The sequence below is a fragment of the Mycobacterium sp. NGS33 genome (assembly GCF_059812885.1).
Genome location: NZ_JCALDN010000021.1, coordinates 65,614 through 79,822, shown reverse-complemented (window position 1 = coordinate 79,822; position 14,209 = coordinate 65,614). Strand labels below are relative to the sequence as shown.

Genomic DNA, 14,209 nt, shown 5'->3' with positions numbered 1-14,209 from the left:
GCCCGCAAAACGGCGCCGTGGTTTAAGTCTCGGTGTGGTGGGTCTCGAGCTCAGTCGGTCACCAGTGAGTAGCTGTTGGTCAGGTTGTCCTGCAGTACCTGTGCGGGTCGGTGCGTGGTGTCCACCCGCAGCTCGTCGGTGAGCACGCGCGGTTGATAGGACCACCCGGCCGGCAGGTCGAGCCGGTCGGCAAGGCCCGGTAGGTCGGCCCGCGACAACGTGGCGTCGGCGACCTGGCTCCAGGTCTGCATGACCCAGTGCTGGCTCTGCGGGTCGATGAGTTCGAACACCTGCTGGCCGGCGTTGAAGACGAACACCGTGTGCCGATTGACCGTGTTGGGAACGTAGGGCGCCGGGTTCATCGACGACAGCAGGACGGTGGCCTGCTGGATCATCTTGATCCCGCCAAAGGACTTCGTGATCTGCGGTCCCCGGTCTTGCTTTTCGATGGCGTTCATCAGCCAGTAGCGGGGACCGTTGAGCAGGGCTGCGGCCGCGCCGTGTTCGGTGGCGATGGCGTGCGCGTCCAGCGCCGACCAAAGCTCCTGCGGGCAGTCGTTCAGCGGGAAGCTGTTGTACACCGTTGCCTGCGGGCCCGCCTCGCCCGGCGTCACCAGGAGTACCTCGCCGTAGCGCTTCCCGGACAGGTCGAGTGCGTGCTTACCGACGGCGCGGCCGGATTCGGGGGCGGACACTCCGGTGAAATTAATCACTGGTACCGGTGCCGTCAACACGACGGACGGCGAGCCCGGCGGCGCCTTGATAGCGGTTGCGCGCCACCAAAGTGGTCTGCAGGTCGTCAATCAGCGGGTCGAGGAACTCGGAGCGGTATTCCGCGTCGCCGGCCGCTCGGGCGCTGATGTACATGAAGGTCAACGCGCCCAGGAACAGCGTCATGTGGATCAGCGAGTCGGGCACGGGCAGCGTGAACCCGAGCACCGTCGCGCTGCTCTTGTAGGTGTGGGTCCACTCGTTGAGCAGTTCGGGGCTGAGCACGATGAGCCCCAGGATCAGATAGATCGCGGTGGTCACCACCGCCACCACCATGATCTGTGCCAGCTGGGAGACGGCCAGGACAAACACCACATTGAGGCGCTCCGACTTCTTCAGCGGCGCCCAATCGGAGCCGTCAGGCATCGTGGCAAACGGTGTGCCCGCGAGCTTTTCGGGTTCGTCGGGCGGCACCGTCGCCGATTGCACCATCGGCCTGACGCGCTCCCGGGTGGCCGAGGTGACGAACGCCGCCGCGATAGAGACCAGGAACGCCATGGCCAGCGCCAGCCGATTGCCGCTGATGGTCGCGGCCATCAGCCAGACGTAGGTGTTGAAGAACACCAGCGCGGTCAGCAGCACCACCGGCAAGGCCCGAACGGCCAAGGCGCCCACCGTCGCAAGGTGCGACAGCATCATGCGCACCGCCCAGCCCAGGACCGACCCGATCCCGCTGCCGGTCAGGATCAGCACGGCGGCTACGACGACGGCCTCCTGCACGACGTCGCCCACGATGACCCCGACGCTTGCCACAGCCAGGATGGACAACGCCGCTATCGCGGTGCGCGTCTTGCGGTGTCGCGACCTGGCGACCAACCAGCCGACGACGGCCATCAGCGGCAGGGCCAGCGCGAGGAGAACCAGGATGGCCAACTCCGAGGTCGTCGGTTCACCGCGGATCTCGACGTCGTGGCCGCCGGTGATCAGATAGAGCCCCAGGATGCATGCTTGCAGCGCCGCGTACGCCGCAAGCATGGGTGACGAGCGTGCCCAGAGCCGCCGCCACCGTGCGCGCCGAGTGAGGACGAACGGCAAACCGCGCTGTAAAAACCAGCTTTCGGCCGCAGCGCCCGGCTCGGCTCGGCGGCCCGGAGCGCGGCCGCGAAGAAGCTCCATGCCGGGTCACCCTACGGCCGGCGGTCACTCGCGGTGGCCTAATCGAAAGGGTTGCCGGACCGGCAGTTTGCGGACGTCGGTGGGGTCGGGACGTCGGCCGGCCGGATTGGATCGGCCGGCCGCCGCGCGCCCCGCCGCGCGGGCCACTTCGTCGCCCGGCCTACGCTTAGGTCATGCAACGGATTATCGGGACGGAGGTCGAATACGGCATTTCATCGCCATCGGACCCGACAGCCAATCCGATCCTCACGTCGACGCAGGCGGTTTTGGCTTATGCGGCCGCGGCGGGCATTCAGCGCGCCAAGCGCACCCGCTGGGACTACGAGGTGGAATCGCCGTTGCGGGATGCCCGCGGTTTCGATCTGAGCCGTTCGGCCGGCCCACCCCCGGTCGTCGACGCCGACGAGGTCGGCGCGGCCAACATGATCCTGACCAACGGCGCCCGGCTCTACGTCGACCACGCGCACCCCGAGTACTCCGCCCCCGAGTGCACCGACCCGCTGGACGCGGTGATCTGGGACAAGGCCGGCGAGCGCGTGATGGAGGCCGCCGCCCGCCACGTCGCCAGCGTCCCCGGGGCCGCCAAACTGCAGCTTTACAAGAACAACGTCGATGGCAAGGGCGCGTCCTACGGGTCGCACGAGAACTATCTGATGTCGCGGCAGACGCCGTTTTCGGCCATCATCGCCGGGCTGACCCCGTTTCTGGTCTCCCGGCAGGTGGTTACCGGCTCGGGCCGGGTCGGCATCGGCCCCTCCGGTGACGAGCCCGGGTTCCAGCTGTCCCAGCGCTCGGACTACATCGAGGTCGAGGTCGGCCTGGAAACCACGCTCAAGCGCGGCATCATCAACACCCGGGACGAGCCGCACGCCGACGCCGATCGGTACCGGCGGCTGCACGTCATCATCGGCGACGCGAACCTCGCCGAGACGTCGACCTACCTGAAGCTGGGCACCACGGCGCTGGTGCTGGACCTGATCGAGGAAGGCCCGGCGCACGGCATCGACCTGAGCGATCTGGCGCTGGCGCGGCCGGTGCATGCGGTCCACGCGATCAGCCGCGACCCGTCGCTGCGCGCCGTTGTGGCGCTGGCCGACGGCCGCGAGCTGACCGGCCTTGCGCTGCAACGGGTTTACCTCGACCGGGTGGCCAAGCTGGTCGACAGCCGCGATCCCGATCCGCGCGCCTCCGACGTCGTCGAAACGTGGGCGCACGTGCTCGACCAACTCGAGCGCGACCCGATGGAATGCGCCGAAATACTCGACTGGCCGGCCAAACTGCGCCTGCTCGAAGGGTTCCGGCAGCGCGAAAACCTGAGTTGGTCGGCGCCGCGGCTGCACCTGGTGGACCTGCAATATTCCGACGTCCGGCTGGACAAGGGGCTCTACAACCGGCTCGTCGCGCGGGGCTCGATGAAGCGCTTGGTGACCGAGCACCAGGTGCTCGAAGCGGTGGACAAACCGCCGACGGACACCCGCGCCTACTTCCGCGGTGAGTGCCTGCGCAGGTTCGGCGCCGACATCGCCGCGGCCAGCTGGGACTCGGTGATTTTCGACCTGGGTGGTGATTCGCTGGTCCGCATCCCGACGTTAGAGCCGCTGCGCGGCAGCAAAGCCCACGTCGGGGCGCTGCTGGACTCGGTGGACAGCGCCGCCCAACTGGTCGAACAACTCACCAGCTAGGTGCCGGTTAACCCCGGGAACGTCGGGGTCGACCGGTAGGCTAGGAAAGACCAACGGGCAGTGTGGCTTGATCGGTGAACATGCCATTCTTAGGCCCAGACAACGCAGGAGGCGGCGATGGCTCAGGAGCAGACCAAGCGTGGCGGTGGTGGCGACGACGAAGACGATGTCGCCGGCAGCACCGCCGCGGGCCAAGAACGCCGGGAAAAGCTAGCCGAGGACACCGACGATCTGCTGGACGAGATCGACGACGTCCTCGAGGAGAACGCTGAGGACTTCGTTCGCGCGTATGTCCAAAAGGGCGGACAGTGACCTGGCCTTTCTCTGATCGCCTGTCCACCAATTCCGCACTTCCGGGCTACGCACACCCAAGAAGCCCCGCTATAGACCTATCGTCGTTTGCTGATCTGCTGCGTCGTCAGGCCCCGGAGTTACTGCCGGCGAGCCTGTCGGGCACCCACTCGGACGCCGCGACGGGGCAGCTGCCGCACGGCACCACCATCGTCGCCCTGAAATACCCCGGCGGCGTGGTGCTCGCCGGCGATCGGCGTTCGACGCAGGGCAACATGATCGCCGGGCGCGACGTCAAAAAGGTGTACATCACCGACGATTACACGGCCACCGGCATCGCCGGCACCGCGGCGATCGCGGTGGAGTTCGCCCGCCTGTACGCGGTGGAACTCGAGCACTACGAGAAACTCGAGGGCGTGCCGCTCACGTTCGCCGGCAAGGTGAACCGGCTGGCCATCATGGTGCGGGGGAACCTGGCCGCCGCGATGCAGGGCCTGATCGCCTTGCCGCTGCTGGTGGGCTACGACATCGATGCGCCCGACCCCGAAGGTGCCGGCCGCATCGTGTCTTTCGACGCGGCCGGCGGCTGGAACCTGGAAGAGGAGGGCTACCAGTCGGTGGGGTCGGGCTCGATTTTCGCCAAGTCGTCGATGAAGAAGTTGTACTCGCAGGTCACCGACGCCGACAGCGCGGTACGCGTCGCCATCGAGGCGCTCTACGACGCGGCCGACGACGATTCCGCCACCGGCGGACCGGATTTGGTGCGTGGCATCTACCCGACCGCGGTCACCATCGCTGCCGAGGGGGCGCTCGAGGTGCCGGAGAGCCGCATCGCCGAATTGGCCCGCGAAGTGATCCAAAGTCGTTCGCGCGCCGACACTTTCGGCCCCGATGGTGGTGAGAAGTGAGCTTCCCGTATTTCATCTCGCCTGAGCAGGCGATGCGCGAGCGCAGCGAGCTTGCGCGCAAGGGCATCGCCCGGGGTAAGAGCGTTGTCGCGCTGGCCTACGCCGGCGGTGTGCTCTTCGTGGCGGAGAACCCGTCGCGCTCGCTGCAGAAGATCAGCGAACTCTACGACCGCGTCGGCTTCGCGGCCGCCGGCAAGTTCAACGAGTTCGACAACTTGCGCCGCGGTGGGATCCAATTCGCCGACACCCGCGGATACGCCTACGACCGCCGCGACGTCACGGGCCGCCAGCTGGCCAACGTCTACGCGCAGACGCTGGGCACCATCTTCACCGAGCAGGCCAAGCCCTATGAGGTGGAATTGTGTGTGGCCGAGGTCGCGCATTACGGCGAAAGCAAACCGCCTGAGCTGTACCGGATTACCTATGACGGATCGATCGCCGACGAGCCGCATTTCGTGGTGATGGGCGGCACCACCGAACCGATCACCACGGCGCTCAAGGACTCTTACGCCGAGAACGCCGATCTGCGTGAGGCCACCCGCATCGCCGTCAAGGCCCTGCGGGCCGGCAGCGAAGCCTCGAATGGCGACCAGTCCGCCCTGGACGTCGGCAGCCTGGAAGTCGCCATCTTGGACGTCAACCGGCCGCGACGGGCATTCCGGCGGATCAACCGCGCCAGCCTGGAAAATTTGCTGCGGGGGCTGGATTCCGACGGCTCGGCGGGCGACGGCGAGGACTCTGACGGGGAGACCGCGGACTAGCCACAGCGCTAAGGCAGCCGGCCATCGGTGCCAATGGGGCTGGTGGGGCCCTAGGTGCAGGTGAGCAGCAGGTAGCCGCGGACGTCGAGGAGGGCGGGCGGTCGCCCGGCTCGACCCCCTCGGAGGCCGCGGAATAACTTTCGTCGGATTCATACGTGCGGCTTGCTCACCGTCGCGGTCGGACAACCAGTACGCTCGATTACGTGCAGCGACGAATCATGGGCATCGAGACCGAGTTCGGGGTCACCTGCACATTCCACGGGCACCGGCGACTCAGCCCGGACGAGGTGGCCCGCTATCTGTTCCGCCGCGTCGTGTCCTGGGGCCGCAGCTCCAACGTGTTTTTGCGCAACGGCGCCCGCCTCTACCTCGACGTGGGCAGCCATCCCGAGTACGCCACCGCCGAGTGCGACAGCCTGGTGCAGCTGGTCACCCACGACCGCGCGGGGGAATGGGTGCTGGAAGACCTCCTCGTCGACGCCGAACAGCGGCTGGCCGACGAGGGCATCGGCGGCGACATCTACCTGTTCAAGAACAACACCGATTCGGCGGGCAACTCCTACGGGTGCCACGAGAACTATTTGATCGTGCGGGCCGGCGAGTTCTCCCGGATCTCCGACGTGCTGTTGCCGTTCCTGGTCACCCGCCAGTTGATCTGCGGCGCCGGCAAGGTGCTGCAGACCCCCAAGGCCGCGACGTTCTGCCTTTCCCAACGCGCCGAGCACATTTGGGAGGGCGTCTCCTCGGCCACCACGCGCAGCCGGCCGATCATCAACACCCGCGACGAGCCGCACGCCGACGCCGAGAAATACCGGCGGTTGCACGTGATCGTCGGCGACTCCAACATGTGCGAGACCACCACCATGCTCAAGGTGGGCACGGCCGCGCTGGTGCTCGAGATGATCGAAGCCGGCGTCCCGTTCCGGGACTTCTCGCTGGACAATCCCATCCGCGCCATCCGCGAGGTCAGCCACGACATCACCGGCCGTCGGCCCGTGCGGCTGGCTGGCGGGCGTCAGGCCAGCGCGCTGGACATCCAGCGCGAGTACTACAGCCGCGCCGTCGAGCACCTGCAGACCCGCGAACCCAACGCGCAGATCGAGCAGATCGTCGACCTGTGGGGCCGCCAGCTCGATGCGGTCGAAAGCCAGGACTTCGCCAAAGTGGACACAGAGATCGACTGGGTGATCAAGCGCAAGCTCTTCCAGCGCTACCAGGACCGCTACGACATGGAGCTGTCCGACCCCAAGATCGCCCAGCTGGACCTGGCCTACCACGACATCAAGCGCGGCCGCGGAGTCTTCGACCTGCTGCAGCGCAAGGGCCTCGCCGCCCGCGTCACCACCGACGAGGACATCGCCGAGGCCGTCGACAACCCGCCGCAGACCACCCGGGCGCGGCTGCGCGGCGAGTTCATCAGCGCCGCCCAGGCCGCCGGCCGTGACTTCACCGTCGACTGGGTGCACCTCAAGCTCAACGACCAGGCGCAGCGCACCGTGTTGTGCAAGGACCCGTTCCGGGCGGTCGACGAGCGGGTCAAGCGCCTGATCGCGAGCATGTAGCCGGTCCGACGCGCTGGCGCGACGCGGACGGCCGGTGGAAGCGCCGAACGACGTCCATCGAATAACCTGGAGCCGATGGCGACGTCAAAAGTCGAACGGCTGGTGAATCTGGTCATTGCCCTGCTGTCCACCCGCGGCTACATCTCGGCGGAGAAAATCAGGTCGAGCGTGGCGGGTTATTCGGACAGCGCCAGCGCCGAGGCGTTCTCGCGCATGTTCGAGCGGGACAAGAACGAGCTGCGCGACCTCGGCATCCCGCTCGAGGTCGGCCGCGCGTCGGCCTGGGACCCCACCGAGGGGTACCGCATCAACCGCGACGCCTACGCGCTCGCGCCGGTCGATCTGACCCCCGACGAGGCGGCCGCGGTCGCCGTCGCGACGCAGCTGTGGGAGTCGCCCGAACTCATCACCGCCACCCAGGGCGCGCTGCTCAAGCTGCGCGCCGCCGGCGTCGACGTCGATCCAGACGCGCCGGTCGCCATCGCGTCGCCGCCCGGGGTGCCGGGCCTGCGCGGGTCGGAAGACGTTCTCGGAATCCTGTTGTCCGCCATCGACTCCCGGCAGGCCGTGCAGTTTCAGCACCGACCCTCGCGGGCCGAGCCATACGCCACCCGCACCGTCGAGCCCTGGGGCGTGGTCACGGAGAAGGGCCGCTGGTATCTGGTGGGCCACGACCGCGACCGCGACGCGACCCGCACCTTCCGGCTCTCCCGGATCGGCCCGGACGTCACGCCGATCGGGCCGCCCGGCACCATCACCGTCCCGAAAGACGTTGACTTGCGCAAGATCGTGGCACAGACCGTCACCGAAGTGTCGGCGACGCCGACCGTCGGGCAGGCCCGGGTGTGGGTGGCCGACGGGCGGGCCACTGCGCTGCGGCGCGCCGGCAGACCCGTCGACACCCGCCGGGTGGGCGGTCGCGACGGCCAGGTGATCGAACTCGACATCTCCTTCGCCGACCAGCTGGCCCGTGACATCGCCGGCTACGGGGCCGACGCCCTGGTGCTCGAACCGCAGTCGCTGCGCGACGACGTGGTGTCCCGGCTGCGCGCGCATGCGGGCGGGGATGCCGTCGGCGCGGGGCAACCGCCCAGCCGCGGGGGAGTGTCCGCATGACACGCGCCAGCGACGATGCAGAGCGCAGCGATGAGGAGAAGTGGCGCCAATGACAGCGATCTCCACCCGGCTGATCCGGCTGTTGAACATGGTGCCGTATTTCCAGGCCAATCCCCGGGTCACCCGGGCCAAGGCGGCCGCCGATCTCGGGGTGTCGGCCAAGCAGCTCGAGGACGACCTCAACCAGCTGTGGATGTGCGGGCTGCCCGGCTACTTCCCGGGTGACCTCATCGATTTCGAGTTCTCCGGGGACACCATCGAGGTGACCTTCTCCGCGGGAATCGACCGCCCGCTCAAGCTCACCTCGCCGGAGGCCACCGGGCTGCTGGTCGCGCTGCGGGCGCTGGCCGACATTCCCGGCGTCGTCGACCCGGAGGCCGCGCGCAGCGCCATCGCCAAGATCGAGGGCGCCGCCGGAGCCCGTGGGAACGACGCCGCGCCCGCGGCGACGGCCGTCGACGAGCCCGCGCCGGTGGAAAGCCGGGCCGCCGCCGCGGTGCGCGCGGCCGTGCAGTCCAAGCACGCGCTGGCCATCGACTACTACTCCGCCTCCCACGACACCCTGACCAGCCGGGTCGTCGACCCCATCCGGGTGCTGCTCATCGGCGGCCACAGCTACCTGGAGGCCTGGTCGCGCGAGGCCGAAGGCGTTCGGCTGTTTCGCTTCGACCGGATAGTGGACGCCAGCGAGCTCGACGAGCCGGCCGCGCCGCCCGAGCCGGCCCTGCACGCCCCGCCGGACACCTCGCTGTTCGACGGCGACCCGGCGCTGCCGTCGGCCAGGCTGCGGGTGGCACCCGCCGCCTCCTGGGTGTTCGAGTACTACCCGATGCGCGACGTGCGCGAACTGCCGGACGGATCCTGCGAGGCGGTGATGACGTATGCCTCCGAGGATTGGATGACGCGGCTGGTGCTCGGATTCGGCGCGGCGGTGCAGGTCGTTGAACCCCAGTCGCTGGCGCAGCGTGTACGGGATGCCGCGGCGGCGGCGCTGGAGTCGTACCAGGCTGTTACCGCCTGAGCCCGGCGCGGAGCCACCGGCCGTCGGCTCCGCTGCGGTAGCATCGGGTGAACGTCTGGAGGTAATCAAAGTGGGCAGTCTTAGTCCGTGGCACTGGGCGATCCTCGCGGTCGTGGTGATCTTGCTGTTCGGTGCCAAGAAGCTCCCCGATGCGGCGCGTTCGTTGGGCAAGTCGATGCGGATCTTCAAGTCCGAACTCCGCGAAATGCAGACCGAGAACAAGGCGGACGCGCCTTCCCTGGAAACCCCGGCGACCCCGCCGGCCGCCCCGCAGCCGGTGCAGTCGCAGCGGGTCGACACTCCGGCGCCCAGCGAGCAGGGGCACAGCGAAGCACGTCCGGCATAGCCGCCACCATCGTCGCGCGCTGCCCGAGCGCCACTGACCGAGCATCGTGAAAGTCTTCAAGGTTTCAGCGCGCACGTCCGGCCTGCTGAGGCGCCTCAACCCGCGTAACCGGCGCAGCCGAACCAATCCGGATGCGACCATGTCGCTGGTCGATCACCTCACCGAGCTGCGCACCCGGTTGCTGATCTCTCTGGCCGCGATCCTGCTGACCACGATCTTCGGCTTCGTGTGGTACTCGCATTCGATCTTCGGGCTGGAAAGCCTCGGCGAGTGGTTGCGCCATCCCTACTGTTCGCTGCCGCAGTCGGCGCGCGCCGAGATCAGCCCCAACGGCCAATGCCGGCTGCTGGCCACCGCGCCGTTCGACCAGTTCATGCTGCGGCTCAAGGTCGGGCTGACGGCGGGAGTGGTGCTGGCCTGCCCGGTGTGGTTCTACCAGCTGTGGGCGTTCATCACGCCCGGTCTCTATCAGAAGGAGCGCCGCTTCGCGATCGCCTTCGTGATCCCCGCCGTGGTGCTGTTCGTCGTCGGCGCGGTGCTGGCCTACTTCGTACTGGCCAAGGCGCTGGGCTTTTTGCTGACCGTCGGCAGCGACGTCCAGGTGACGGCGCTGTCAGGCGACCGCTATTTCGGGTTCCTGATCAACCTGCTGGTGGTCTTCGGCGTCAGCTTCGAATTTCCGCTGCTCATCGTCATGCTCAACACCATCGGCATGCTGACCTATGAGCGGCTCAAGGCGTGGCGTCGCGGCCTGATCTTCGCGATGTTCGCGTTCGCGGCGGTCTTCACGCCCGGATCCGACCCGTTTTCGATGACCGCGCTCGGGTTGGCGCTGTCGGTGCTGTTGGAGTTCGCCATTCAGATCGCTCGGCTGCACGACAGACGGAAGGCCAAGCGTGAAGCCCAGGCCGTGATTCCCGACGACGAAGCATCGGTGATCGAACCGCCCACCGCGATACCGGAGCCGTCGTTCACCGCCGGGCAACACGACGATGTCACCTGACCCGTCGCCGCCCCACGAGGTGGCGGAGCTGGTGGAGCTCACCCGGTTCACCGCCGAACTGCCCTTCGCGCTCGACGGTTTTCAGCAGCGGGCGTGCGCGGCGCTCGAACGGGGCCACGGCGTGCTGGTCTGCGCGCCGACCGGCGCGGGCAAGACGGTGGTCGGCGAATTCGCCGTGCACCTGGCGCTGGCGTCCGGCGGCAAATGCTTCTACACCACGCCACTGAAAGCGCTGAGCAACCAGAAGCACACCGACCTCACGGCGCGCTACGGCCGCGACCGCATCGGCCTGCTCACCGGGGACATGTCGGTGAACGCCGACGCGCCCGTGGTCGTCATGACCACCGAAGTGCTGCGGAACATGCTCTACGCCGATTCGCCTGCGCTGCATGGGCTTTCGTATGTGGTGATGGACGAGGTGCATTTCCTCGCCGACCGGATGCGGGGGCCGGTGTGGGAGGAGGTGATCCTGCACCTGCCCGACGAGGTGCGGGTGGTCAGCCTCTCGGCGACGGTGAGCAACGCCGAGGAATTCGGCGGCTGGATCCAGACCGTGCGTGGCGATACGACGGTCGTGGTCGACGAGCACCGGCCGGTGCCGCTGTGGCAGCACGTGTTGGTGGGCAAGCGCCTGCTGGATCTGTTCGACTACGAGAACGAGAAACCCGCCGCGGATCATCAACCCCGCGTCAATCCCGAACTGCTGCGCCACATTTCGCACCGTCGCGAGGCGGACCGCTTGACCGACTGGCAGCCGCGCCGCCGGGGCTCGGGACGGCCGTCGCGTCCCCGCTTCTACCGGACGCCGTCGCGGCCGGACGTGATCGCCACCCTGGACTCCGAAGGGCTGTTGCCCGCGATCACGTTTGTGTTCTCCCGCGCCGGCTGTGACGCCGCCGTCCAGCAATGCCTGCGCTCGCCCCTGCAGCTGACCACCCAGGAGGAGCGCGCACAGATCGCCGAGGTGATCGAGCACCGGTGCGGCGACCTCGCGGACGCCGACCTTGGCGTGCTCGGCTACTACGAGTGGCGCGAGGGGCTGCTGCGCGGGCTTGCGGCCCACCACGCGGGCATGCTGCCCGTCTTCCGGCACACGGTCGAAGAGCTGTTCACCGCCGGATTGGTCAGGGCGGTGTTCGCCACCGAGACGTTGGCGCTCGGGATCAACATGCCCGCCCGCACGGTCGTGCTCGAACGACTGGTGAAATTCAACGGCGAGCAGCACATGCCGCTGACGCCGGGGGAGTACACCCAGCTCACCGGCCGCGCCGGGCGACGCGGCATCGACGTCGAGGGCCATGCGGTGGTGTTGTGGAATCCCACCGAGGAGACCACCGAGCCCTCCGCGGTGGCCGGGCTGGCCTCCACCCGCACTTTCCCGCTGCGCAGCTCGTTCGCCCCGTCGTACAACATGACCATCAACCTGGTCCAGCAGATGGGTCCCGAGCAGGCGCACCGGTTGCTGGAGCAGTCGTTTGCGCAATATCAGGCCGACCGCTCGGTGGTCGGGCTGGTCCGCGGCATCGAGCGCGGCACCGAGATGCTCGACGAGATCGCCGCCGAGATCGGCGGACCCAAGGCCCCGATCCTCGAATACGCCCGGATGCGCGCACGCATCAGCGAGATGGAGCGCGCGCAGTCGCGCGCGTCCCGGCTGCAACGACGGCAGGCCGCCAGCGATGCGCTGGCCGCGCTGCGCCGCGGCGACATCATCAACATCACCCAGGGGCGGCGCGGTGGCCTGGCCGTCGTGCTGGAATCCGCGCGCGACAGCACCGACCCGCGACCCTTGGTCCTCACCGAAAACCGTTGGGCGGGAAGGATTTCCTCGGCCGACTATTCGGGTGTGTCGGCGCCGGTCGGTTCCATGCCGCTGCCCAAGCGGGTCGAACACCGCCAGCCGCGCGTCCGGCGCGACCTGGCGTCGGCGCTGCGATCGGCCGCCGCCGGGCTGACCATTCCGGCCCGGCGCCGCGGCCGGGGAGACTCCGACGGCGAATACGGTGCTTTCCATGACCCCGAGCTGGCGTCGCTGCGTGAGGCGCTGCGCCGCCACCCCTCGCACAACGCGCCCGGGCTGGAGGAACAGGTCAGGCAGGCCGAGCGCTATCTGCGGATCGAACGCGACAATGCGCAGTTGGAGAAAAAGGTTGCGGCGGCGACTAATTCGCTGGCCCGGACCTTCGACCGGATCGTCGGGTTGCTCACCGAGCGCGGCTTCATCGAAGGCCGCGACGGCGATCCGCGCGTCACCGACGACGGCCGGCTGCTGGCGCGCATCTACAGCGAAAGCGACTTGCTTGTGGCCGAATGCCTGCGCACCGGCGCGTGGTCGGGGCTGAAGCCCGCCGAACTCGCGGCGGTGGTGTCGTCGGTGCTGTACGAAACCCGGGGCGGCGAGGGGCCGGGGGCGGGGTTTGCGGCCGACGCGCCCACGCAGCCGTTGCGGCAGGCGCTGCAGCAGACGTCGCGGCTGTCGATGGCGCTGCGCGCCGACGAGCAAACCCACCGGATCGCGCCGAGTCGCGAGCCCGACGACGGCTTCGTCAACGTTATCTACCGCTGGGCGCGCACCGGTGACCTGGCGGCGGCGCTGGCGGCCGCCGACCCGGCCGGTACCGGATCACCCCTGCTGGCGGGCGATTTCGTGCGCTGGTGCCGCCAGGCGCTCGACCTGCTGGACCAGGTGCGCAACGCCGCCCCAGACCCCGAGTTACGGGCCACCGCCAAGCGGGCTATCGACGACATTCGGCGCGGCGTCGTCGCAGTTGACGCCGGGTAGGCTAGGCCGGAGCTACCGTTAAGCGGCGATAGTTCACGCCAAAGAGACCACGCCAAAGAGACAAGGGCTGAGGGAGAAAGATGAGCGGACCGCAGGGATCGGACCAGCAGTGGCAGCCGCCCGGCCAAGGTCAAGGTAGCGATCACTCGTCAGAGCCGACTCAGGTGGCACCCACCTGGCAGGAGCAGTCGAACCAGGAGACGTCGTGGCAGGCCCCGGCCTACACCCCGCCCGCCGAATACCCGCAGTACCAGCAGCCGGCCGAACAGGCGTACCCGCAGCAGTACCCGCAGCAGCAGCCGGGCTACGCGCAACCCGGGCCCTACGGTCAGCCGGGCCAGTACGGCCAGCCCGGGCAGTACGCCCAGCCGGGGCAGTATGGCCAGCCCGGCCAATATCCGCAGCCGGGGCAGTATGGCCAGCCGGGTCAGTACCCCCAGCCCGGCCAGTACGGCCAGCCGGGCCAATACCCGCAGCAGTACCCCGGTTATGAGCAGCAGCCCGCGAAGAAGCGGCCCGTCGGCCTCATCGCCGGCGTGGGGGGCGCGATCGCGTTCCTGCTGATCGCGGTCATTTTGGTGCTGGGCTTCTGGCAACCCGGGTTCTTCGTCACCACCAAGCTGGACGTCAACAAGGCCCAGGCCGGGGTCCAGCAGGTCCTCAGCGACGAAACCAACGGCTACGGCGCGAAGAACGTCCAGAACGTCAAGTGCAACCACGGCCAGAACCCCACCGTCAAGAAGGGCGCCACATTCGAGTGCGACGTCAGCATCGACGGCGCGCCCAAGCACGTGACGGTGACCTTCCAGGACAACAAGGGCACCTACGAGGTCGGCCGGCCGCAGTAGCC

The 14,209-nt window shown here is 68.4% G+C and carries 13 protein-coding genes; 11 read left to right on the top strand and 2 right to left on the bottom strand.

What is annotated here, in order from left to right; all coding sequences use genetic code 11:
* Nucleotides 1–50: 50 nt before the first annotated feature.
* Both AC5Y5B_RS22510 and AC5Y5B_RS22505 read right to left on the bottom strand, forming a co-directional pair.
* The gene (locus AC5Y5B_RS22510; RefSeq protein WP_112634540.1) at nucleotides 51–695 is read right to left on the bottom strand and encodes a hypothetical protein; all 645 of its coding nucleotides are present in this window, start codon (nucleotides 693–695) and stop codon (nucleotides 51–53) included.
* 10 nt (nucleotides 696–705) lie between these two features.
* Nucleotides 706–1,887, bottom strand: a complete 1,182-nt coding sequence (locus AC5Y5B_RS22505; RefSeq protein WP_500006677.1) for a hypothetical protein — start codon at nucleotides 1,885–1,887, stop codon at nucleotides 706–708.
* A gap of 173 nt (nucleotides 1,888–2,060) precedes the next feature.
* Here AC5Y5B_RS22505 and dop point away from each other — a divergent pair, with 173 nt between their 5' ends.
* The 11 genes from dop to AC5Y5B_RS22450 all read left to right on the top strand — a co-directional run bounded on the left by dop (nucleotide 2,061) and on the right by AC5Y5B_RS22450 (nucleotide 14,207).
* Nucleotides 2,061–3,569, top strand: a complete 1,509-nt coding sequence (gene dop, locus AC5Y5B_RS22500; protein WP_066860404.1) for a pup deamidase/depupylase — start codon at nucleotides 2,061–2,063, stop codon at nucleotides 3,567–3,569.
* A 117-nt stretch (nucleotides 3,570–3,686) separates the two neighbouring features.
* Nucleotides 3,687–3,881, top strand: a complete 195-nt coding sequence (locus AC5Y5B_RS22495; RefSeq protein ID WP_066860430.1) for a ubiquitin-like protein Pup — start codon at nucleotides 3,687–3,689, stop codon at nucleotides 3,879–3,881.
* On the top strand, nucleotides 3,878–4,768 hold the full coding sequence (prcB, locus tag AC5Y5B_RS22490) for a proteasome subunit beta (RefSeq protein WP_112634542.1): 891 nt from the start codon (nucleotides 3,878–3,880) through the stop codon (nucleotides 4,766–4,768). Before AC5Y5B_RS22495 ends, prcB begins: the two co-directional genes overlap by 4 nt.
* Nucleotides 4,765–5,529 (top strand): proteasome subunit alpha, encoded by a 765-nt coding sequence (prcA, locus tag AC5Y5B_RS22485; RefSeq protein ID WP_112634543.1) that lies wholly within the window; start codon nucleotides 4,765–4,767, stop codon nucleotides 5,527–5,529. The genes prcB and prcA overlap by 4 nt, the downstream gene beginning before the upstream one ends.
* 203 nt (nucleotides 5,530–5,732) lie before the next feature.
* The gene (gene pafA / locus AC5Y5B_RS22480) at nucleotides 5,733–7,091 is read left to right on the top strand and encodes a Pup--protein ligase (RefSeq protein WP_112634544.1); all 1,359 of its coding nucleotides are present in this window, start codon (nucleotides 5,733–5,735) and stop codon (nucleotides 7,089–7,091) included.
* Nucleotides 7,092–7,166: 75 nt separating this feature from the next.
* Nucleotides 7,167–8,207 (top strand): helix-turn-helix transcriptional regulator, encoded by a 1,041-nt coding sequence (locus AC5Y5B_RS22475; protein ID WP_112634545.1) that lies wholly within the window; start codon nucleotides 7,167–7,169, stop codon nucleotides 8,205–8,207.
* A 49-nt stretch (nucleotides 8,208–8,256) separates the two neighbouring features.
* Entirely contained in the window at nucleotides 8,257–9,228 is a 972-nt protein-coding gene (locus tag AC5Y5B_RS22470; protein ID WP_500006673.1) for a helix-turn-helix transcriptional regulator, read from the top strand.
* A gap of 70 nt (nucleotides 9,229–9,298) precedes the next feature.
* The gene (gene tatA / locus AC5Y5B_RS22465; RefSeq protein WP_112634547.1) at nucleotides 9,299–9,574 is read left to right on the top strand and encodes a Sec-independent protein translocase subunit TatA; all 276 of its coding nucleotides are present in this window, start codon (nucleotides 9,299–9,301) and stop codon (nucleotides 9,572–9,574) included.
* Between the two features lie 46 nt (nucleotides 9,575–9,620).
* Nucleotides 9,621–10,577 (top strand): twin-arginine translocase subunit TatC, encoded by a 957-nt coding sequence (gene tatC, locus AC5Y5B_RS22460; RefSeq protein WP_500006669.1) that lies wholly within the window; start codon nucleotides 9,621–9,623, stop codon nucleotides 10,575–10,577.
* 19 nt (nucleotides 10,578–10,596) lie between these two features.
* Nucleotides 10,597–13,359, top strand: a complete 2,763-nt coding sequence (locus AC5Y5B_RS22455) for a DEAD/DEAH box helicase (protein WP_500006684.1) — start codon at nucleotides 10,597–10,599, stop codon at nucleotides 13,357–13,359.
* Nucleotides 13,360–13,439: 80 nt separating this feature from the next.
* The gene (locus AC5Y5B_RS22450) at nucleotides 13,440–14,207 is read left to right on the top strand and encodes a DUF4333 domain-containing protein (RefSeq protein WP_112634550.1); all 768 of its coding nucleotides are present in this window, start codon (nucleotides 13,440–13,442) and stop codon (nucleotides 14,205–14,207) included.
* Nucleotides 14,208–14,209: the final 2 nt, after the last annotated feature.